The sequence below is a fragment of the Pseudomonas sp. DCB_BI genome (genome assembly GCF_026240995.1).
Taxonomy (GTDB): domain Bacteria; phylum Pseudomonadota; class Gammaproteobacteria; order Pseudomonadales; family Pseudomonadaceae; genus Aquipseudomonas.
The window spans coordinates 48,267-67,838 of sequence record NZ_JAPFCG010000012.1 but is presented as its reverse complement, the minus strand read 5'-3'; the positions used below and the strand labels follow the sequence as shown (position 1 = coordinate 67,838).

Annotated in this window: 19 protein-coding genes; 2 read left to right on the top strand and 17 right to left on the bottom strand. The window is 60.3% G+C overall.

Annotated features, from left to right (window positions below):
* Nucleotides 1–593 precede the first annotated feature (593 nt).
* Together OO258_RS14680 and OO258_RS14675 are read left to right on the top strand one after the other, a co-directional pair.
* Nucleotides 594–1,139 (top strand): hypothetical protein, encoded by a 546-nt coding sequence (locus tag OO258_RS14680; protein ID WP_256590644.1) that lies wholly within the window; start codon nt 594–596, stop codon nt 1,137–1,139.
* A 10-nt stretch (nt 1,140–1,149) separates the two neighbouring features.
* Entirely contained in the window at nt 1,150–1,503 is a 354-nt protein-coding gene (locus OO258_RS14675) for a hypothetical protein (RefSeq protein WP_110746328.1), read from the top strand.
* Nucleotides 1,504–1,539: 36 nt separating this feature from the next.
* On the opposite strand, the gene OO258_RS14670 is transcribed toward OO258_RS14675, so the two are convergent.
* The 17 genes from OO258_RS14670 to OO258_RS14590 form a co-directional block, all read right to left on the bottom strand.
* The gene (locus OO258_RS14670) at nt 1,540–2,403 is read right to left on the bottom strand and encodes a hypothetical protein (RefSeq protein ID WP_110746326.1); all 864 of its coding nucleotides are present in this window, start codon (nt 2,401–2,403) and stop codon (nt 1,540–1,542) included.
* Between the two features lie 36 nt (nt 2,404–2,439).
* A complete protein-coding gene (locus OO258_RS14665) occupies nt 2,440–3,012 on the bottom strand; it encodes a hypothetical protein (RefSeq protein WP_266031174.1) in 573 nt (190 codons plus the stop codon).
* A 5-nt stretch (nt 3,013–3,017) separates the two neighbouring features.
* Nucleotides 3,018–3,821, bottom strand: coding sequence for a hypothetical protein (locus tag OO258_RS14660; protein ID WP_256590642.1), 804 nt, complete (start codon nt 3,819–3,821; stop codon nt 3,018–3,020).
* 288 nt (nt 3,822–4,109) lie between these two features.
* Nucleotides 4,110–4,904 carry a hypothetical protein gene (locus OO258_RS14655; RefSeq protein WP_266031173.1) on the bottom strand — a complete coding sequence of 265 codons (795 nt, stop codon included), beginning with the start codon at nt 4,902–4,904 and terminating at the stop codon, nt 4,110–4,112.
* Between the two features lie 12 nt (nt 4,905–4,916).
* Complete coding sequence (locus OO258_RS14650) at nt 4,917–5,885, bottom strand: hypothetical protein (protein ID WP_266031172.1); 969 nt, start codon at nt 5,883–5,885, stop codon at nt 4,917–4,919.
* Nucleotides 5,886–6,019: 134 nt separating this feature from the next.
* The gene (locus OO258_RS14645) at nt 6,020–7,330 is read right to left on the bottom strand and encodes a type IV secretion protein (protein WP_266031171.1); all 1,311 of its coding nucleotides are present in this window, start codon (nt 7,328–7,330) and stop codon (nt 6,020–6,022) included.
* A 55-nt stretch (nt 7,331–7,385) separates the two neighbouring features.
* Nucleotides 7,386–7,604 carry a hypothetical protein gene (locus OO258_RS14640; protein WP_266031169.1) on the bottom strand — a complete coding sequence of 73 codons (219 nt, stop codon included), beginning with the start codon at nt 7,602–7,604 and terminating at the stop codon, nt 7,386–7,388.
* A 103-nt stretch (nt 7,605–7,707) separates the two neighbouring features.
* The gene (locus OO258_RS14635; RefSeq protein ID WP_014592463.1) at nt 7,708–8,907 is read right to left on the bottom strand and encodes an ATPase, T2SS/T4P/T4SS family; all 1,200 of its coding nucleotides are present in this window, start codon (nt 8,905–8,907) and stop codon (nt 7,708–7,710) included.
* The gene (locus OO258_RS14630; RefSeq protein ID WP_266031167.1) at nt 8,904–9,797 is read right to left on the bottom strand and encodes a type IV secretory system conjugative DNA transfer family protein; all 894 of its coding nucleotides are present in this window, start codon (nt 9,795–9,797) and stop codon (nt 8,904–8,906) included. Before OO258_RS14630 ends, OO258_RS14635 begins: the two co-directional genes overlap by 4 nt.
* 14 nt (nt 9,798–9,811) lie before the next feature.
* The gene (locus OO258_RS14625; protein WP_223279199.1) at nt 9,812–10,312 is read right to left on the bottom strand and encodes a DotD/TraH family lipoprotein; all 501 of its coding nucleotides are present in this window, start codon (nt 10,310–10,312) and stop codon (nt 9,812–9,814) included.
* A gap of 81 nt (nt 10,313–10,393) precedes the next feature.
* Nucleotides 10,394–10,918, bottom strand: coding sequence for a transglycosylase SLT domain-containing protein (locus tag OO258_RS14620; protein ID WP_266031165.1), 525 nt, complete (start codon nt 10,916–10,918; stop codon nt 10,394–10,396).
* 2 nt (nt 10,919–10,920) lie between these two features.
* Complete coding sequence (locus OO258_RS14615) at nt 10,921–11,466, bottom strand: hypothetical protein (protein ID WP_266031164.1); 546 nt, start codon at nt 11,464–11,466, stop codon at nt 10,921–10,923.
* A gap of 188 nt (nt 11,467–11,654) precedes the next feature.
* Nucleotides 11,655–14,606: a type IV secretion protein DotL gene (locus OO258_RS14610; RefSeq protein ID WP_266031163.1), complete on the bottom strand. Its 2,952-nt coding sequence runs from the start codon at nt 14,604–14,606 to the stop codon at nt 11,655–11,657.
* Nucleotides 14,607–14,617: 11 nt separating this feature from the next.
* Entirely contained in the window at nt 14,618–17,680 is a 3,063-nt protein-coding gene (locus tag OO258_RS14605) for a type IV secretion protein DotO (protein WP_110746303.1), read from the bottom strand.
* 63 nt (nt 17,681–17,743) lie between these two features.
* Nucleotides 17,744–18,490: an HNH endonuclease gene (locus OO258_RS14600; protein WP_110746300.1), complete on the bottom strand. Its 747-nt coding sequence runs from the start codon at nt 18,488–18,490 to the stop codon at nt 17,744–17,746.
* A gap of 73 nt (nt 18,491–18,563) precedes the next feature.
* Nucleotides 18,564–18,944: a hypothetical protein gene (locus OO258_RS14595; RefSeq protein ID WP_110746298.1), complete on the bottom strand. Its 381-nt coding sequence runs from the start codon at nt 18,942–18,944 to the stop codon at nt 18,564–18,566.
* 37 nt (nt 18,945–18,981) lie between these two features.
* Nucleotides 18,982–19,566, bottom strand: coding sequence for a hypothetical protein (locus OO258_RS14590; protein ID WP_019097480.1), 585 nt, complete (start codon nt 19,564–19,566; stop codon nt 18,982–18,984).
* Between the last annotated feature and the right edge of the window lie 6 nt (nt 19,567–19,572).

The window sequence follows — 19,572 nt, the reverse complement described above, 5'->3', positions numbered from 1 at the left end:
CCTGCACATCTGAACGAGAAGAATCCTTGCCGGGTTGATCTTTCTTCAGATGGTGCTTTCATAGGAAACTCAGCCAGTTTTCAGGCGTCAATTTAGCGTTGACCGAGGCATTTCAGGTCGCTTGACGGCGGTTCGGTAGGCAAAGCGCACGCCAGCGACGCTTTGCGCCAAAGGCAGTTGAAGAATTGACGGGAGACCCATGTTACGGGCGCTGGAGCCAGGCAGGCCCGATCAGCACAGGCATTGTGCTCGACGAGGAAGGCCCTGCTTTCAACGAGATCTACTGGGATACTTCAAGTAACCAAAAAAAACGATTTTTAAAGCGCACCCACAAGAATTGTGAAAGCAAAAATGCTAAGGTCATTCAAGCAGATGAACCCTTAGGGTTCGCATGGGTTTACCCGCAGCACGTCAGCGGAGGAGCTAACGAGATCCGCATGCCTGCGCGACGCAATTACGGCGAACCGCGCAGAGAAGCAGATACCGCTGAATGCAGACTGGTTCGGGCGCGTTCAAGCCCTGTGAAAAAACGACGGACATAGATGCAGCTATCAATACGCGATGCCAGCCGATTCGTGATCGGTGCCGGGTCCATGCGAGACAGAGCCATAGCGGCCTCTGGCAACCCGGCAATCAGCTTGGAAAACGTAGCGCAAGCCGCGTTACGGGAAGGTCCTGACGGCCAAAAAATTCGCCAGACGATTGACGCCCTGGGCGAGCAGGAATCGGCGTGGCTGCGTAATACGCCACCGCACACCCTGCGTTCCGACCGGGTCATGCAAAGCCGTAAAGCCGAGGCCGATGCATTCATAGCCATCCATCGCGCGGTGATCAGCGGCGTGGTGTTCGAAGCCGCAGGCGCAGGTGACAAGCGCGAAGCGGAAACCGGCCTGCGCCAATCACTGACCAGCGCCATCGAAGCAATCGACCAAGCTCCCGGCTCTCGAGCCGATCGAGAGGGGCTGCTGGCCAACCTGCGCGACCAAGTGATTGCAGTGGCCTCGGATGGCGACTTCATGAAGCAGCTATTACGCCATAGCGAACAAGCCTATCTGGCTGCCGACCTTGACAAGACATTTGCCCGTTACGCCAATCCTTCGCTGTCGCGCAGCGAGGACCTGGATGGGTACGGCCCCTAAGGACAAAACCATGCCGAACGCGCAGGACTTCCAGAGCTTCACCGCCTCCGTTTTTCCGTCACAAGCGGCGGAAATCGTCATTGCCAAACAGCCCGCACTGGCCGATTACGGCCAACAGCTACGCAGTGCCGTGAATCAGCTTCCACCGGAGGCCTCACGAGCGCTGCTAGGCGAATATGGTACGGCTTCGCCAGCGCTCGTCAGCGGGATTGAAGAAGCTATCGTGCAGCGCGAGTTTGCTCACGACCACGCAGCGCAGCAAGCAAACCTCAATCAGAATTGGCTGAACGCCGCAGATATGCATACTTCCGGCATCGACGAGGCGGTGGCGGCAGCAGACGATGCCTGGAATGCGGCGCCATAAGCGCCGCCCCCCGCCCCACCGATTCACAGAGACGGATTAGCGCACGGCGGCCTGCTGTGAGGCGCTCTTGTAGGTGCGCAAACCATCACGGCACGACATCGAAGCAACCGTGAACTGCACCTCATACTGCAAATACTCGTTCGCCGAGATAGTAGCCGGGCGCCGACCCCTGTCCTTTGTGGAGGTGTAGGCAAGCACTGCATCGCACGTGGTCCACTCACCGGATCGGGTGTTGAGTCTGCTTGCCTGCGAGCGCATCTGCGTCGCGAAACCGGCATCATCCATGACAACCGGAATTCGGTGAGGGGTGGTAACCACGGCCACATGCCGCCCACTTCCCTCGCCCATGAAGCCTGGCGTTATGGTGATGCTGCCATTGCTGTCGATGCGCGGAATTGCCGTGAAGCGCGCAGCAAACTGCTGCGTACTTGCCAGCTGGGCAAGGGTCTGGCCCTTAAGTTTGCCCCAGTAAGCATCAGGTGGGTTGCGCGCATCATAGCTAGGCGCGGCCCTGTCATAAGGGCTACCCGCCAGCTTCAGTTCCGCTTGACGCTGGAAATACCTGTCGCGACATGACGCATTGGTGTTCTTGTCCAGGTCCTGCCCGGATTTCGCACTGTAAAGCAAGGCGCTCGCGCAGGCGAAGTCGTATCGGCCATTGAAATACAGGTAGAGCCCGCTGCCGGCCAGGCTTTTGGTCGGGATCAAGTCCAGCTCGCCGCTGCTTGCCCCGCCACCAACAGCGGTAACAAGGCCGCTGGGCATCATCGAAGTCAGCGAGCTGACCGCTTCGTCCGAGAAACGAATCTTGGTCTTCCCGTCCGGCATCTGCTCGGTCGTGACACAGCCCGCCATTGCCACGGCGGCCAGCACGGGCAGGAGGAATTTACACTTGGTCATGCACGTATCCTTACTTGAAATGTCTGCTTGAGCGCATCAGAAGAACCGCCCCATGTCTTGCTGCTGCACCTTCGCCTGGCGGGTCTCGCGCAGCTGGCGCACCACGTCCCCTGTGCGCATCTCGACAGGTTCGCCACACGGCTCGCCCACCTCGACCACGTAGCCGTCACGGACCGACACCTGCACGAACTGGATGGAACGAGCCGCGGCCATGAGCGCGCGCTTTTCACCCTCGTCGACGAAGATACCCAGCGCCAGCGGCGGCATGCGCGAATCCATGAAGTTCACGCCCTCCACCGACAGGTACAGCCGGTCAGAGACGTAGGCAGCTTCGAAAGGCATGCACGAAGCCCAGGCTGCCTCGAATGGCTGGACACCGACATACAAAGTGTCGCCCTCCAGGGCAAAGCTGAAACGCCCACTTTGCATGGGCGAGAGCAGTATCACGCGGTCGTGCTCAGGATGGCGCAGCACTTCGTCCCGCTTGAAGTTCGCCGTCCAGCGCAGAAAGTTGGCATACCCCACCACCTGCCTGGCCGCCCGCGCTACACGGGCCCGCTCCCCTGCACTTATTGCCGGCCCGACGTCCTTATGGCCCTGGATCCCCATGTAAATCAGTCCTCGTGCTTTTTGCGTTTTTCCAGCATTCCGAAGAAGTCATCCAGAATCTTGTTCAGCATCTTCTGCGGCGTGTGGCCAAAGTTCTTGGCGTGCTCCGACACCCGCTCATGGTTGTCATTGCGCAAGGTGTAGGAGTTGGACGGGTCCTTTTTGCGGTTGCGGAACGAAATCAGCCCGGAACGGCGCGCCATCGACATCATGCGCTCGTAGTCCGTGTGCGAAATGTTGAATTTCTTGCGGATATCGACCTTGGTCAGGCGCTCGTCCGCCTTCATCAACCGCACCGACTCCACCATCAGGTTATGCAACTGGTTCAGCCGCACCAGGTGGTTGAAACCGCTGTCGATTTGCCCCCGCTCTACAGCCCCGCGATCGGTGTCCGGACGCGCCAGGCCACTCGAGAGGTTCTTCAATACGACCTCGTCGGACAAGTCGAGCGGGTTTCGGTTCTTCTTGGTTTCCTTGAAATCGGGTGATTCGCCGCTCAGGTAGTACACCGAGCCTTGTTTGGCGATTTCCACTTCCAGGAACGAACAGGCAACCATGAAGATGTCTTCGGTACAGAGCTTGCGCGACACGCCCTGCTGAATAGCCTCGCGGCTAAGCGGCTCGTCGGCAGCGCGCATGGCGGCCTGGGTATGCTTGGCCCGCTGGATGTCCTGGACCATGTTGAAATACGACTTCAGAGGCAGCACCTTGTCGGACAGGTTGACCAACGGGTGCAACTCTTTGACGGTGTCGGCCAGTACATCTGGCGAGGGGACCAGCAGCGACCTCAGGCCCTGGGCAAGGGACAATAACTTGGCCCCGTCTTTAACTTCATTCGCTGGTCGCATATACGTACCTAAGATTTCCAATCCAAAATAGTCTTAAAGTGCCTGCGCAGGCATACACACTCCGCTCAAGCAGAACAGCAGCACCAGGCTTCTTAGGCCCGGCCCGCTCTCATTCTCCAATCCTGGAAAAGATCCTCCTTCGGCACCGTAAGGCAGCATTCGGGCGACGCGAGAGGGCTCCCCGCCATTCTACGCGCCCGCAAACCAGCGAAAGGCATACCCCATCCGTGAAGCAGGAAGCAATGGCAATCATTGCGGTGCCAGGCACCCAATGTCACCGCCCTGACCTGGATCAAGCCCCATGGACTGCAGGGTCTGCTTGGTCAGTTCCACCTGCGCCTTGATCGACTCCGGGTCGTTCGCCATCTGCTGCGCGACAGCATTTTCAATCGGCGCCTGGGAGGAAGCAAGATGAGACATGGTCGCCATCACCGCAATTACCACCAAAGGCGGCACCAGCCAGGCCATCGCGGTCTTGCGCCGGCGTGACCTGGCCTGGCTCTCGGCACTGCTTGCGGCCTGCTCGCGCAAGGCCTTGCGCGAAGGCTGCGGCGCTGCACCCTGGTACGGCGAAGCAGTCAACGGAACCGGGCGCACGACCTCTGCTGGCACAGACGCCCTTTCAGCTTCCTGGCGCTGGAAGTAGTCGTTCAGGGCCTCGTTCAGGCATTCCGAAAGGGCCTGGCGTACGGTGTAGGCAACCAGCGCAGGCTCGATATGGGTAAGCGCACCCTTGCGGTCTGCCTCGGCATGAAACACCAGTTGCAGGGCCGCCAGTTCGTGACTGACCTGCAGCCCGCCATCGCCCTCGATCGCCAGGCTGACGCTACCCTTGAGCACCCGCTGATGGCCATCGTCTTCAGCCGCGTCGAAGCCGACCACTACCAGCGAAAGCTGCTGGAACGCCCCGGTGATACGCACGGTACGGGTAGCCCGCTGTGCGTCATGGGGGCTTTGGCTGTCGAACACCACCAGCAGGTGCTCGCCCGAACCGAAGATGCGGATACTGGGGTCGAACTCAAAGTTCGGCACTTTGGCTTTCATGTACTTTGCTCCTTAAAGTTTTCCAAAGATGTCTTCAAGCACGACCGCCTGTGAAAGGCCGGTCATCATCCTTGGCTTCCCTGTACGGTGATCGATGAAGAACGCAGCCGGCACACCAGCCTGTTCCTTGCCGTTGTGTTCGAATGCGGCGAACAGAAACGCCAGGTTGGTGCTCAGCTGTTCGACGGTTTCCGGCGATGGCTCGGAGCGCACCTGCTCATGCTTGCCCAGCACCCGCGCCAGCATCTTCTGATCCTTGGCCTGCAGAATGGTGGCGGCCAGCGGTACGCCGTCTGCCGGGTTACCCAGCGCCGCGGACGGGATCCACTTGATGGAGTGGCCCTTGGCTGCGTAAGCCCTCGTCAGGTTGTATGCTTCGCGGCAGTACGGGCAACGCGGGTCGATGATGATGTAGACGGTATCGCCGATACCCCCCTTGCCTTCCTTGATGCCTGCCAGGGAGTCGACAGTTTTCATCGACTCCGGGATCGCGCCTTTGAAGCTGCCGTCCATGGCGGCGGCTTCGCGCACATTCGGCGCCTCAACGGGTGACATCTGCGGCGCAGCTGGCGCGGCAGCGACCGGGGCAGCAACAGGCGGCGCGACGACGGCCTGGGCAACGCCAGGCAGGAAGGCATCGGAGATATTGCTGCCGGTTTCGGCATTCCAGGCCACGCCGGTGAACAGCACCGCAGAGTCCGGCGTACTGAAAAGCACCACTTGATGGCCGTTCTTTTCAACAGTCCAGGCGGTCAGCCCGCCGAGGCCCACCGGCCGGGCGCTGACGATCCGCCCATAGCGCGACACCCGCTGCGCGGTCAAGTCATCAAGCTCCTGTTGGGCGGGGTTTACCTGTGCAGTGCCTTGAGCGGTGATGAAGGCAGAGAGGTCCGCCGGTTGTGCCGGGGCGGCATGGGCGACGGAAACCCCCGCCACAAGCGCCGCCAGCATGGCGACAGGTCTTGCAATCACACCCTTCATGGCTCGATGTCCTTATTAAGAATCCAATACGACCGTATTCTAACAAAAAAGCAAAAAAAGGCACCAAAAAAACAAAAAAAGGCCATCTATATAGATGGCCCTTTGCTTCTATCCAAACCTTCAAGACTGGCGCTTCAAGCAGCCCCCTCATCGAGCGCTGCCCCTTGTGCCGCGGCATACCTTTCCTGCTGCAGGTCCTCGTAGCGCTTCTTGTCGGCCTCGGAATACTTGTACGCAGACATCGCCAGCTCAAGACCGTTGACTGCCTTGTCCAGCTGGGGCTCCGCCAGTGATACACCCGCTTTGCACTCATACAGGAAATGCGACAGGATCCCCGGCGCTTCCGGGAAACCGGCCTGGCGCCCGATCGTCTGCAGGGCATACCACATGTCACGGTCAAAGAAACGCAGCCAGCGCATTTCTGCGGGGGGCAGCACACCCAGGCGGCGCGCCTGGAAGAACATGGCAAAGATGATGGTGCGGACAAATGCGTGCGCGTGCAGTATCGCACTGGCATTGGGGTGTTTGATGTACTTCTGGATGATCGCCCGAGGCTCTTCCAGCGGCACTTCGGGCTTCAGCCAGGCATAAAGATCGCCCCGCTGCTCGGCCTTGCCGACAGGTGCCTTGAACTGGTCCCAGCACCAGGCAACCATGTAGTCGCTGTCGGCCATGGCCGCCTTGAAAGCATTGTCATCCAGCGCTGTATCGGTGGCGACCACCCGCGGCAACGCTATCGCCACCAGCAGTGTTTCTGCCGGCGTCAGGTTGGCAACCCGGGTCCAGTGCTGGCCCAACTGGCGACGCATCACCTCGGTGGTTTTCTCGCGATCCAGGGTTGGGGCCCAGCTGCGATCCGATTGCTCCTGCCAACCACTGATCAGCAAGTGCCGGTAGGCAAACTGGCGGGAGGTCTGCGACATGCCGAACACGGGGTGGTCCAGCGGCTGTGCGATCAGGTCGAGTTCGGCGAACATGCGCAGGTGCGGGTACTGCGCCTTGTTCTCTTGCACAAAGCTCTTGATATTGTGCGTCTTGGTGAACCTGAGCTTGGGGTGGGTCTTGTTGATACGCAGGAACATGCGCACCGACAGGATCACCATCAGCAGCAGGAAAAAACCATTCATGAACAGCGACGACGAAGTGATTTCACCCCACGCGACGCTGGAAAAATCTCGCTGACAGGCACCGATGATGCCTTCCGGCGCACACATGCGCCCAACCCACTGGTTGATCGAGGCAATACCTGGCAGCGCGGCGAAGTCACCCAGCACACTCGGCAACCACAGCTCGACGTAGCGAATGTAGGTGTACACCTTGGCAATCTTGTCGTGAGCGAAGTACCAGGCACCCCACCCCCCGAGGTAAAGCACCGCCATGATCCCGAGCAAAATGGCGGGGTCATCCCAGGTAAAGCTCTTCTGCCCACCTCCCTGTTGCTTCATTCAACGCCTCCTCTGGCCGCCACAAAGACTCTGCCGGTCATGTCTGTCTTGCCAACTACCTGGCCAGTTCCTTGAGCAAATTGTGCGTGGTACGCACTCGCCCCACCATGAACACTGCGACTCGGCGGCACACCGCCCGCACGGTCATTTTCTTCACCACCTCGATGTAGACCAGGGCAAACGTCATGCACAGCGCCAAGGGCAGCAGAAACTTCCACAGCGCCGGTACCAGCAGCAACATCAACCACGGCAAGGCGGCGCTTGCGTTGATCACGAAAAAACGTGCGGGGGGAGCGCATCTGCTCCAGTGATACCGTCCTGTTGCCATAACTTCTCCGTAAACTCGTTGCAGTCAGCATTAATGGGCAGCCAGCACCTTAGCCGTGGCGCAGGTCGCGGGCAGTCGCCTCGCTGATCAGGCCTGCGGCCAGCAGGCGATCCGCCTCGGCAGCAAAGGTATGCCCTTCTTCACGCACGAACTCGGCAACCCGCTGGGTTACCCGACCCATGTCGGTCAGGTCCATCAAGGTGTCGCGCACCTGCTCGGTAAACCTCAGCCACGATCGCGCAGCGGTGCGTTTGCCATCCACCGTCGGCACAAGCTTCTGCGCCATCATGAAACGGCTGGTATCGACGAGGTCGTAGATGGCGGTGGCACGCTCCTGCTCCGGAAAGCGGGAAATCATCCGACGCATGATCGCCGCCACATCCTTGGCGTGCACCGTGCCAAACACCGGGTGCCCCGTCAGCGACAGCTCCACCGCCGCGCGAATGGTCTCCTGGTCGCGCAGCTCGCCGATTACGCACAGGCCAGGCGCACGTCGCATGGCCTCGCGGTTTGCCCGGTAAAAGTCTTTGAAGTGCGTGGGGATCTGCGACTGCACGAAGATCGAATGCTTGCTCTGGACCTTGTCGTAGGTGAATTCGATCGGTTCTTCATGGCTGATCAGGTTGCCCTTGATCGGCGTGTCGTTTTCCAGGATGAAGCGGTTGATGGCGGCAAAGGTGGTGGTTTTGCCATGGCCGGTGGCACCGGCCACGTAGACGATGCCATCACGCGGCGTGGCCATTCTGACGATTTCCTCGCTCAGGCCCACGTCCTGGATGCGTGGCGGATCATCGGGAATGGCCCGGATGACAATCTGACACGAGGTATCGCCATGGCACGCGATGGGCGAGGCGTTTACCCGATAGGCATAACGCAGGCGCGCACCGCGCGCATCCTTGCGCTCCGGGTCGAACAACTCGTAACGCTCGTTGACCGCCGTGCCGGAGACGATATCGGTGGTGGCGGTGTCCCGGTTGGCCGCCATCTTCAGCAGTTCGTTGACTTCCCCGACATCCAGCGCACGCCGGGTGACCGCATACATCCGCCCGTACTTCTTCACCACCACCGGCAATGCGGGCTGGATGAAAATGTCGCTGACGCCATGGGTCAGGGTTTCCAGCATCATGGCCTTGAACTGGTCGGCGCGATCGAAACGAAACGGGTCTTCGTAACTGGTCAGGCGCTCCAGGCGCTCGATCATCGCACCCGGCTCCAGCATCATCACGTCGTCGTGGAAGTCCTGCTTCATTGCCGCCCCCCTTCAACGCCCGCAGGCTGTCGGGCTGCAGCAGGCGATGGCGCCGGGCTGCCAGCGGCGGTTACCGGCGCACGGCGGGGCGGGTTGGCAATGGTCGAAGTAGCGATCGAACTGCGCCACACGTTCATGTTGTCGTTGAACTCGGGCAAGGCGGTGATGCGCAGCAGGGTTTCGTCCACCGCCATCGACCGCCCTTCCCGGGTAACCGGGATCGCCGCACCGGAGATGATCGGCATGGTGACCTGGCCGTGGCGGGCAAATTCATTGAAACGGCGCATACCATCGATATCGCGGTTCATCCGGTCGAAGCCGTAGGTCAGCATCAGGTTGGCCTGCTCGACCCCTTGTTGCCAGCCCTCGCGCACGGCCAGTTTCCACACCCGCTCTTCCTCGTCGGAGCGCGGCACCAGCGCCGAAACCAACGAGGTGCGGTCGAAGGTGGGCGGCGGGAAGCTCAGGTATTCGCGCCAGCTGGGCGGCACGGAGGAAAAGCGTGCCTGCGACTCGATCTTGTAGGCCGCCCCCGACAAGCGCAGCGTGTAGTCGCCGTCCTGGTTGTACAGGTGGCGCGCTTCGGTGATGACCGGCGGCACGACGCGGTCCTGGATCATCAGGCTGCTGAAGTCATAGACGGTGTCGAACTCACGCTCGCGCAGCTTCAGGGCTTTGTTGATGTTGGTCAGCTGCCACGCCAGGCCAGCCTTCACCCCCACCTGCAATGCCGCATCGAGAATGGCTTCGCCGCGCGCGGCCGATGCCTGGTTCTTCTCGTCACGCATGGCCTCGATAGCCGACCTGGCATCACCGGCGTCACCCTGCTGCTGCACGTAGGCGGGTTTGTCATAGAGGCGCTCGGCGTCCTCGAGAGTCATCGGGGGCATGTCCATCGCCATGTTCAGCCCCTCCCCAGCGCCAGCGGTACCGGCTTGTAGATCAGGCGCAGCGTGTTGGTGCTCTTGTCCAGCACCACATCGGCACCGGTATCGATCTGAGCACCCACATCCTTCAGTACGTTGATCGGCGTTGCCTTGCGCACCCACACGTTGATGGGCTTGAGATCGACGCGCTTGCCGCTCTCGACATAGGCGTAGCCATAACGGCTGGCGAAGGTCTGCAGAAGCTCCTGGGGCTTGCCAATGAAGTCGATATCGACCTGGTCGGTGTCTACTGCAGCCTGCCGCGAAGCCGCTTGCACACGGTCGGCGTTCAGCCGCGAAACGTAGGTGTGCTGAGAATTGACCGCTACCGACACCTTGTCGGCGATGATCCGGCTGGCAAACGCCTCGGTGTCTTCGGTAGTAGGCTTGGCAGAGCTGGCACAACCACCCAGCGCAACCAGTGCCACCAGCACACCGCCAGCCTTGCAGGCGCGTGCACCCATGCGTATTCCTTTCATGTAAAAACTCCTGAAGTTGTCTTGTTCATCGACCCGGGGTAACCCTCGCCCAGAAGCCTTGGCGTTCTGCGGCGGCCTGCGTTACTGGTAGCTGACCACCAGCCTGGCGTGGCGCTGCCGCTCGAGGTACTTGCCCCATTTCACCGCCAGCGGGATCAGGTCTTTCTTGTAGATGTCGTTGAATTTGCGGGTGCGCGAGTGGTAATTGGCGGCGCGGGTCCAGAAGTCCTGGCCATTGTTCTCGTCCAGCTTCTGGCGCAGCAGCCACGCCGCCAACTCCGCGTTGTAGCAACCGCGCCAGGCAACATCGGACTTGGTGATCGCCGGGTATGCGGCAAACACGCCTTTCGGACCCCAGTGGGTGGTATTGATCTGGAAGTGGCCGAGGTCGAAGGTGCCATTGCGGTTCGACACGCTTTGGCCGTTCTTGCCGCTTTCCTTGCTGGAGATGGCCAACAGCACGTTGGCCGGCACACCCTGGCGCTGCGCGGCCTGCACGACGCAGTCGATATCCGCAGGGCGCACGGCATAGAAGTCATCGGCCAATGCTTGCATGGCGCAACACAGCAGGGGAATGAACAGCCACTGGGGCCGTTTGCGCATCATGGTCAGATGATCCATTTCTGGTGCTGGAACCAAAACCAGAACGCGCCCTCGACAAACAGCTGCCCGGTCGAGACCTGCCAGCTGCGATAGGATTTCTTCATGCCGAAGACCCACAGCGCGAAGCCGATCGACAGCCAGTTGAGGGCAATCAGGATGCCCGCGCCGGTCGCCAGCATGTAGACGAACCCGGCAATCGCAGCAGCGCTGGCAATGAAGAACGCCCGGGAGTGCAAGCGGTGGTTACGGGCAATCCGGTCGATCTCGTCACGTTCGATGGTGGTCAACTGCGCCTTGACGCGCTCGTTGCGATAGCGCGCGGCATGCGCCTTGACCTTCTTGACGTCATCCTCTTCAAGCAAGGCGAAGTCGCAGTTGTTGCAACCCCAGCTGTGCAGGACACGCATCTTGCCATGCGGCCCCTGCTCGAACTCCTGGTGGTCACCTTCCGTTTTTAGCAGCACACCCCGCTCGCACTGGGGGCACGCTGGGCTGAAGTTGGAACGCCAAAGTGCCTTGATGTGCTGGTTGCCCATACGCAGTTGATTCACGCCCAGCGCCGCCATCGGCATGGTGATGAACGCGAATTTCGCAGCTTTCTTCCCTGAACTGAACAGCCCCATCGCCTCACCCTAGCATGCAAAAATTCTTGTTTCTGATTATCTGTCAGATATCTATCGTCGTCAATTTATGACATCAAATAGTATCGCACGCCGACCGACGGCCCTGACGCCCAGCCTTACTCGTGCGACTGCTCCTTCATCATCACGCGGCACTGGGCCTGCAGGTCATTCAACCGCTCGCGCATGCCGGCCACACCCTGAGCGCCGGGCTCAGGGGTTACGCTGTAGTTCGTTTGCCGGGCAATTTCTGCGCAGGTTTGCTCGATCCGCTCTTGTGCGGCCCACTTGTCCGACAGCGATGCAAAGCCTTCACCACGGGCCATCAGCTGCATGTCGAGCATCTGCTGTGGCACGACCATGGCCAGCTCACGAGCCCATTCATCGTCCAGCTCCTGCTCGTCTGCCGGCGCAACGGCTGGCGTCACTGGCGTCACGGCCAAAAGGTCGGCAACGGCCAGGATGCTTGCCTGGATCCCCTCCGGGCTCATGGGGTCAACTTGTGGCGCGGGCGCTGGAGCTGCTGTAACCACTGCCGCAACTGGCACCTCGGCGGGGGCCTGCGGCACCGGCTTCTCTGCCAGTGGTGCTACAGGAGCCGGCTTCTTCAGGTCGCCGGACAAATACGCCCCGAGCACGCCGAACGAGGCGTCCAGCCGGCCCAGCAAAGGCCGGCCAGGGTCGGCATAGTTATGCTCGAACACACTGTGCATGCGGGCAAAAGTTGGGTCACCCTTCACTACCGCGCGCACCCGTTTGGCGAAAGAGCCATCCTTCAGGCTGTCGACGAATGCCTGGCGCGACTGCCGGTTCTGCGGCAGGTCCGAAGGCTCGGGCGGCTCGACCGGAATGAAATCGTTGATGCGCATTTCCTTCGGCGCCGGGCCGGCCGTGTAGAAGCCCAGGCCACGAATAAGCGCCACGCCACCGGTCTTGCCATTTTGCGATTTCTTGCCGATCAGGAAGGTGAACTCGCCGTTCTCCTGCATGGCGACGTCGTCGTAGTTCAACCGGCTGCGCTGCTCGATGGCAATGTTGTCCGACTGCCGCAGTTGTTCGTTGCCGGCAGTACGCTCAAAGTTGCCCAGCATGGCCTGCGCAGACTCGGCCGCCGCACCCTGCACGCGCCGCCAGGTTTCCGATTCGGTGCCCGAGGTCAGGCGGCCGACGGCGCGAATGTTGGTGTTTTCCCAGGTGGCATCCGCTTCTTCGGCGCTGGATTTCTTCAGCGAGGAGAAGTCCTGCGCGGCGAAGGTGACACTGAAGCCCAGGCTACGCGCCTGGGCCGGGGCCACGGCAAAGCCGACCACGGCGTAATAGCCATATTCGTCGAGGATGGTGTAGAACGGGAACTTCGAGCCGGTCGGCCGGCTGTCGATGATTTCGCGCACTACCCCTTCGACCCGGTTGCCCAGGCAGCCGGCCATCATCTGCTTGATGCTGCCTACAATCATCTTGCCAAGCATGCGCATGCTGTCCGGTGCACGCTCCAGCGCCGGCAGCAGCACCACCAGCAAGCGGCGGTTGATCACCACATCGTAGAAGTCCACGTCACCGACGCGGGTCTTGAAGATATGGCCGTAGTTGAAGGTCAGGTCGTTGAAGATCCGCCCCAGCTGCATGACGATGTAGCCGTGCTGCTCAAGGGTCTTGGTTTCCTGTTTCTTGAACTTGGCCTTCTGGTAGCCCGGCAGCGTCAGCAGGTACGAGCGCAGCGGGGCGACGATCACATCGAACATCTCGCCGTACTTGCCGCCATGCTCCCACACCAGATCTTCGATGACGTTCAGCTCGAAATATTCCAGGTACTTCTCGGGCGACAGGTTGATGTGTCCCTTGTCCCGCAGGTAGGTCAGCGGCCGTGTCAGGGCTGCAACGAACATGATCGCCCGCCCCTTCCACATGTCACCGCCGCCGCCGGAATCATCCATCAGCGACACGATCAGCTCGATCAACATGCCCGACGAGGTGTTCCCCATCATGTTCATGTTGTTGGTCACCTTGTCGACCTGCTTCTCGACGAAGTCGCGGCCAGAGGTGATGAAGTTGATGATCAGCAGGTCATCTTCGCGGCCCAGGTAGCGCGACAGGCGGAAGATTTCCTTCTGCAGCTTGGGGTCACCCTTGCCGTCGACGTAGATGAAACCAGTGTTCTGCACCAGGGCGTTGAAGACGATACCGAGCAACAGCTCGGTGTTATGGGTGACCAGGCTGTCATCGGTGATGTACAGGTGATGCGGGTGATCGATCTCGATGCACTGGCAAGGTGCCTGACCGGCAGCAGTCACTTTCCACACCTCGGCCCAGCCGTTGAACTTGGCCGAGCCCCGCTTCTTGCGCACCTTGGGCAGCATCACCACGATGCCGCGCCCCATCAGCTCGCGAATGGCGTCGGTGGTCACGGTATGGGCTTCTTCGCTGCCATCCTGCCCGCGGGTAAGCACCCGCCACAGATGGTCACCCGTGGCTTGCGCCCGGCGCCCGTCACGCGTGGCCACGGTCCAGATCGGCTGGATGCCCTGCTCGATCACCTGCAGCACCGCAGCTTGCTTGCCATCGGGCGTGCACACGCTGTCGCCGACCCGGATGCGGCCCATTGGCACCCAGCCACCCGGGGTCAGCACCTTGGCATGCTTGGGCTGCGGCTTACCGGAGCCAGTGGTACCCAGCACCAGCTGGTGGGTGCGCAGGTCACTGTCGCCGGCGTAGATCTGCTCTTTGCTCTCCAGGTCATTGCCGAAGAGCGTCACGCCCTCGCCTTTCTTCTTGCCCTTGTACGAGCCGTCATTGACGTCCGCCAGCTTGGGCACCCGGTAAGGGAAATCGAACGTGCGGTTGTCGACGTCGACGAACTTGCGCTTGAACGCCCACGCCAGCAGCAACAGCAGCTCACCGGAAAAGGGCACCTTGATCGAAATCAGCGCCAGGACCGGTAGCGCGAAGGTTCCGAAAACCGCGCCATCGGCCGACTGGAAGAAATCACTGAAGCGCTGCCCGGCCAGGCGGGTATCCTTGCGCCTGCGGCTGCTGCTGATTTCATGCTGACGGGATGCGCCCTTGTACTGAGCCATCTGTCACTCCCTCACACTACGTCTTCGAATGCACTGGCGCTGATGTAGTCAGCCACCAGGTCTTTGGCGATCCGTGCGATCACCGACTGTTCCATGTCGTCATCGACGAACTCGACGTCCTTGAACGTCTCTCGCTTCAAGCGTTCGACCATGTCTTTGCAACCCCCTGACGGGAAGCGCCGGGCCAGCAGGGCCAGCGCGTCCGGGCGCGGCATGTGCTCGTAGAGCATGGTCCGCAGCTTACGGTCCTCGGCGGTTGTGGTCAGTGCCCACAGGCGCATCGGCCCGGCCGACATGGTGAACAGCTGGCTGTAGGTGGCATTCTTGGTCTCGAAGCGGGCCAGGAAGGTACAGCCATGCTTGTTCGCACCGTGCACGAAGTTGACCAGCGCATGCTCTTCGGTGTCGGACAGGCCGATGTTCTTCCGTAACCAGTCGCGGGTTTCCTTGGTGCCCGAGTCGAGGATGAAGGTGGCCGTGGCGATCTTGGTCAGCTGGCCGAAGTCTTCCATCAACTGCGAAGCCAGAATGATCTCCATGTTCCACTTACGGGCCTCGCGGCCATCGGTCTGCATCTGTTCCTGCAAGCCCACGTGGCCACCGGTCTTGTGGAATTCATCCATGCACATGACCTTGTATTCATCCACCAGGTCGGCCACCAGGCGCTCGTAGAACGGCAGGTACTTCTCGGTGAAGAACGGGAAGTCCTCCTTCGAGAAGGCCACCTTCTTCATGAAGCACTGGCGGGCGATCATGTACATCAAGGCAGTCTGCTTCTTGGCCGAAGCAGAGCCCTGCAACGCCACGTCCTGCAAGTCGAGGGCAACGATACGGGCACTGCCCACGTCGAAACGGGTGTGGTCGGCGAACACCGGGAAGTCGCCGACCGCCTCGCGAATGCCGAGAATGAACGCATCGACCAGGCTACGCCCTACCTCGCCGGAGCCTTCGTACTCGGCTCGCACCTCTTCGGTGGATGCCACTGCCACCAGGTCGTTGAGGGTAGGCACCGCATAGCGCTGGGTGACTTCCGCTTCGTACACCATGCCGGCATCGAACATTGCATCGACCAGTTCCCAGTAGGTGGTGGCCGGCAAAATGCGGAAGCCCAGCGCCGCCACGGCGCTGTCGACCACGTCGTTGTGGCCGGGCTTGTAGGTCTCCGGGCTGGCCCGCTCGATCTTGTCGTCCTTGCGCCGGTAGGCCAGGTCGACCATGCGGCCGACGAAGTTGCTCATCCCTTCATAGGGCTTTTCGCGTTCGGGCGGCGTCACCAGGATAGTGAGGAAGTTCTTGTTGAACTCGCGATCCTTCGGCAGCGGGTAACGCTGGCCAAGCGGCGTATCCAACGGGTTGATGCAGTCCTTGCGGGCGTTCTGCAAACGCTTGTACACCACTAGATGATGCAGCCGCGGCGGCAGGTTGTCGCGCACCAGGTCGCAGAAACCGGACGAAGAAATACCGATGTCGGTGATGCCGATGTAGGGCAACCCGGTCAGGCCTGGCATCAGGCACGATTCGAAGTGGTTGTTGTTCATCAACACCGACTTGCCCGAACCTGGCTTGCCTGCAATCAGGGTGATCCAGGTGGTCTGCTGCGAGGAAAAACGCTGGTACTTGAGGATCTTGCCATCCAGGCTGCGGTAGATGGTCGAACCTTCCTGGAACGGCGAAGCTGGCCGGGTCAGCGGCAGCATGGCCACTGCATCCCCCAACGGCGCAGCGGCCGGGTCGCCCATGTGCTTGGTAGTCAGGGCCAGGCAGTTGGACTGGAACGCCTGCATCGGGTTACCGGTACGCTCGATGAATACCGGCTGGCCCCAGGCTTCCAGGGTGCGCCAGAGCTTCGACTTGCGCAGCGCCAGTTCCTTAACGCCCTTTTCGTCCGGGCTGGCCCAGGTCATCGCGGCCACCTGCAGCTTGACCATGCATTCACCGTCACGCACGCGCTCGCGCAGTTCCTTGGTGGCGAGGTTGATGTTGCGGTTCTGCTCGGAGGTGACCGACAGCAGCTGGGCGAACAGGCTCTTCCAGGCCAGCACGCTCATGCCGTCGGAGGACAGCATGATCGACACCGAATACGGCAAAGCGCGCGACACACCGTTCTCTTGCGTTTCCGCGCGATTGAGGCTGTTGAACAGGGTGTTGAAATATTGCGGTTCTGCCGGTGGAATCGACATCAGCAACGGCGCATACACGCGCGAGCCAACCCGCACGCTGGTAGGGTCCGGCAGCAGGCTGGTGCGCTCACCACTGCCGATTTCAGCCGAAGTGACCATGATCTGGCTGGGCAGCGTGGGGTACATGAACTCCGACATGTCGCCATTGCGCTTGCTGGTCTTCCAGCGCATGGGAATGGCGCTGCCCGGAATATAGGGCTTCCAGGTACGCGGCGTGATGTCGGGGTTCACCTTCGCACGGATGGCGCGGATCGCTTCACTGACGTCGAGCACATCCGCCGAGCAACCGAACTCGGGGGACGTCAGGTCTTCGGAAATTTTGGTGACAAAGGAAAGGTGGCGGTCCTTGAGGTAGGAAATGGGCCGCAGCAGGTTCTGCGCTTCGGCGGTGGCCGGCCACTCCGATTCCTTCCTGAACTCGTTCAGCGCCTCGCGCGCCATCGACCTTTCGGTCTGGTCGAGCAGCGCAGGTCGCGACCAGAACACCAGGTAGCATTCTTCGTCATACACATACTGAGCGTACTTGCTGACACCCTCGTTGATCAGGTGCCGCACGTTGAGGTTCAGCCGCTCGGCGGTTGCTGCCTGCTGCAAGGCGTTCTGCTCCAGCGGGGCGGTCGCATCCAGGTCGCGGCTGAAGACAATCTGCAGGTGATGGCCGCGCACCTTGAAATACACCGAGAGCGACGCTTCCAGCAGGCTGACCAAGCGTTCGAACTGTTCGCGCCCAAGCACGCTCTTGGTGCCGTTGAAGCGCACGATGGAAGCCAGCGAACCGTCGTTGGCGACGATGGCCTGCCCGCCATCGACCGTTTCCAGGTCGCAATAGTCCTGTACGTCTGCCTTGAGCTGGCTCAGCACCGTCAGGATCACCGCCTCGAGTTTGTTAAACATTTCCTTGTTCTCCCTTGCCAACGCTCTCAACGGCGAGACTGAGCAGCAGTACGAGCGGCTGCATCAAGCAAAATTCTTCAGTAACTGGCTGGTCAATGCCGACCAGTTAGCTGGCAAAAACAGCGCGCGGTTATTGGCCGCGTAGTATTCGAGTTGTCCATCTTTGAACGCGCTTTTGGTTGGGAACAGCCGTAACGGCGCCAACCATTCAGCGCGCTTGCTAAATTCTTCATCGCTGACAAGTTGCTTGCTTGCGAGGGTTTCCGCCACGCCAAGCACGGTGATGACTTCGCCACCGAATATTGCTTTCAGTGTGTCATTACCCCGAAACTTGAAAGCCGCCAGCAGGCTGGCCAGTTTTTCATTGACCGCCACGTCATCGAGCAACTCATTAACGTAGATACAGCGGGCAATGTTATTGATCTCGGTTTGCGTCAGTTCCTGCACGGCGACGAAAAAGCCGGTGTCATTCATGGCGCAGGCGCCAAGATGATGAACCTGACGACACAGGTTGCAGGCGGTGATCAGGTTTTCCTTGGTGCAGTTGTCGGCATTGCCGTCCAGTGCATGAAGTTCCTGAAACTTGGCAGACTTGAACCCGCAGAAGCGGCAGGTGTAATTGTCGCGCTGCCACACCGAAGTGCGAAGTTTGCTGTTTTCATCGCTGAACAGTTTGCGTTGGTCATCGTCCGAGCGCCACAGTGGCCGACGCACGCCAAATACCGGCTGGTTGGCAGTTCGACTGAGATAGCCACTCGACAACGTGGGCACCGTGTTTGCCCCGCGTTCAGAAGCGTTTGTTTCGCTCACGTCCGAATATTCCCGAAACTGTTCTTGAGGTGCGGGGCTTCACGCCCCGCCATAGGTTCAGCGGCGCACAGCCTTATTCGACCATGGTGTTGCGCATGATCCACATCACGGTACCGACACCCGCCATCAGGCCGCCGATGAACAGGCCGACAATCGCCGACATCGGCTTCTCACGCTCATCCTTGGAGGCTTTCCACAGGGTGTACAGCGAGATGGCGACAACCACGAAACCACCAATCGACACCAGCGAGATCAGCAGCGTGGCCCCACCCTGAGCGGTGTTGTCGATATTGGTCATGACGTCATCGGCCGTCTTGCCGCCGGAAGTATCCTGGGTCAGGTCCGTCTTGGAGATGGCGAATGCCGACGGGGCAGTCAGCGCAGCAATAACAGCGGTAGTTGCACGAACCTTGGCCGAATCGTAGGCAGCTTTCAGGGTTTTGAGTGCTTTCATGAGTGACGCTCCTTGGATTTCATGTTTCGAAACGCCGTTACGACCACGGCGTGAAAAGGCCAACCAGATTGAATCCGATTGTGTTGTTGAGTACATCGCTGAACCATTTGAAGTTCCACGCCAGGACACCGCCGATGATCCATCCGCTGGCGGTACCGAGGCCGGCTTGAGTTTGATTGTTGTAATAACCGTTTACCGTCAACCAACCTTTCACCATGGCGATCAAACCGACAACCTGCATGATGCCCAGCAGGGCCAGGGTTGCCAGTTGTGCCTGTTCTTGCAAAGTCGTCCCGGTCGAGGAATAGGACAGCATGCGCGAATTGGCATAATCCCCGGTCAGGGTTCGCGACATGATGCCCATCCACTCCAGCGTACCGATCGCCAGCAAAATAGAACCGATCACCAATTGCACACAGGCAGAGCCGACAGAAAATCGCTGCCGCCCCGCCACGTATTTCAATGCGTTGTCATGGGTGACACCCCATATTTCAATCAACGCAGCGCCGGTCAGGTAAAGGCCGATAAGCGCGGCAATACCTTGGCACATCATGATCGCTGTCGGGATGACCTTCCCGATATTGACCATTACATCTACTAGATCGGCAAATCCGGCCGCCATGACAAC

Bases quoted from the DNA above. Each gene is read 5' to 3' on its own strand.
- OO258_RS14680 (WP_256590644.1), top strand. From the start codon at position 594: ATGCGAGACAGAGCCATAGCGGCCTCTGGCAACCCGGCAATCAGCTTG.
- OO258_RS14675 (WP_110746328.1), top strand. From the start codon at position 1,150: ATGCCGAACGCGCAGGACTTCCAGAGCTTCACCGCCTCCGTTTTTCCG.
- OO258_RS14670 (WP_110746326.1), bottom strand. From the start codon at position 2,403: ATGACCAAGTGTAAATTCCTCCTGCCCGTGCTGGCCGCCGTGGCAATG.
- OO258_RS14665 (WP_266031174.1), bottom strand. From the start codon at position 3,012: ATGGGGATCCAGGGCCATAAGGACGTCGGGCCGGCAATAAGTGCAGGG.
- OO258_RS14655 (WP_266031173.1), bottom strand. From the start codon at position 4,904: ATGAAAGCCAAAGTGCCGAACTTTGAGTTCGACCCCAGTATCCGCATC.
- OO258_RS14650 (WP_266031172.1), bottom strand. From the start codon at position 5,885: ATGAAGGGTGTGATTGCAAGACCTGTCGCCATGCTGGCGGCGCTTGTG.
- OO258_RS14645 (WP_266031171.1), bottom strand. From the start codon at position 7,330: ATGAAGCAACAGGGAGGTGGGCAGAAGAGCTTTACCTGGGATGACCCC.
- OO258_RS14635 (WP_014592463.1), bottom strand. From the start codon at position 8,907: ATGAAGCAGGACTTCCACGACGACGTGATGATGCTGGAGCCGGGTGCG.
- OO258_RS14630 (WP_266031167.1), bottom strand. From the start codon at position 9,797: ATGCCCCCGATGACTCTCGAGGACGCCGAGCGCCTCTATGACAAACCC.
- OO258_RS14625 (WP_223279199.1), bottom strand. From the start codon at position 10,312: ATGAAAGGAATACGCATGGGTGCACGCGCCTGCAAGGCTGGCGGTGTG.
- OO258_RS14620 (WP_266031165.1), bottom strand. From the start codon at position 10,918: ATGATGCGCAAACGGCCCCAGTGGCTGTTCATTCCCCTGCTGTGTTGC.
- OO258_RS14610 (WP_266031163.1), bottom strand. From the start codon at position 14,606: ATGGCTCAGTACAAGGGCGCATCCCGTCAGCATGAAATCAGCAGCAGC.
- OO258_RS14605 (WP_110746303.1), bottom strand. From the start codon at position 17,680: ATGTTTAACAAACTCGAGGCGGTGATCCTGACGGTGCTGAGCCAGCTC.
- OO258_RS14595 (WP_110746298.1), bottom strand. From the start codon at position 18,944: ATGAAAGCACTCAAAACCCTGAAAGCTGCCTACGATTCGGCCAAGGTT.
- OO258_RS14590 (WP_019097480.1), bottom strand. From the start codon at position 19,566: ATGGCGGCCGGATTTGCCGATCTAGTAGATGTAATGGTCAATATCGGG.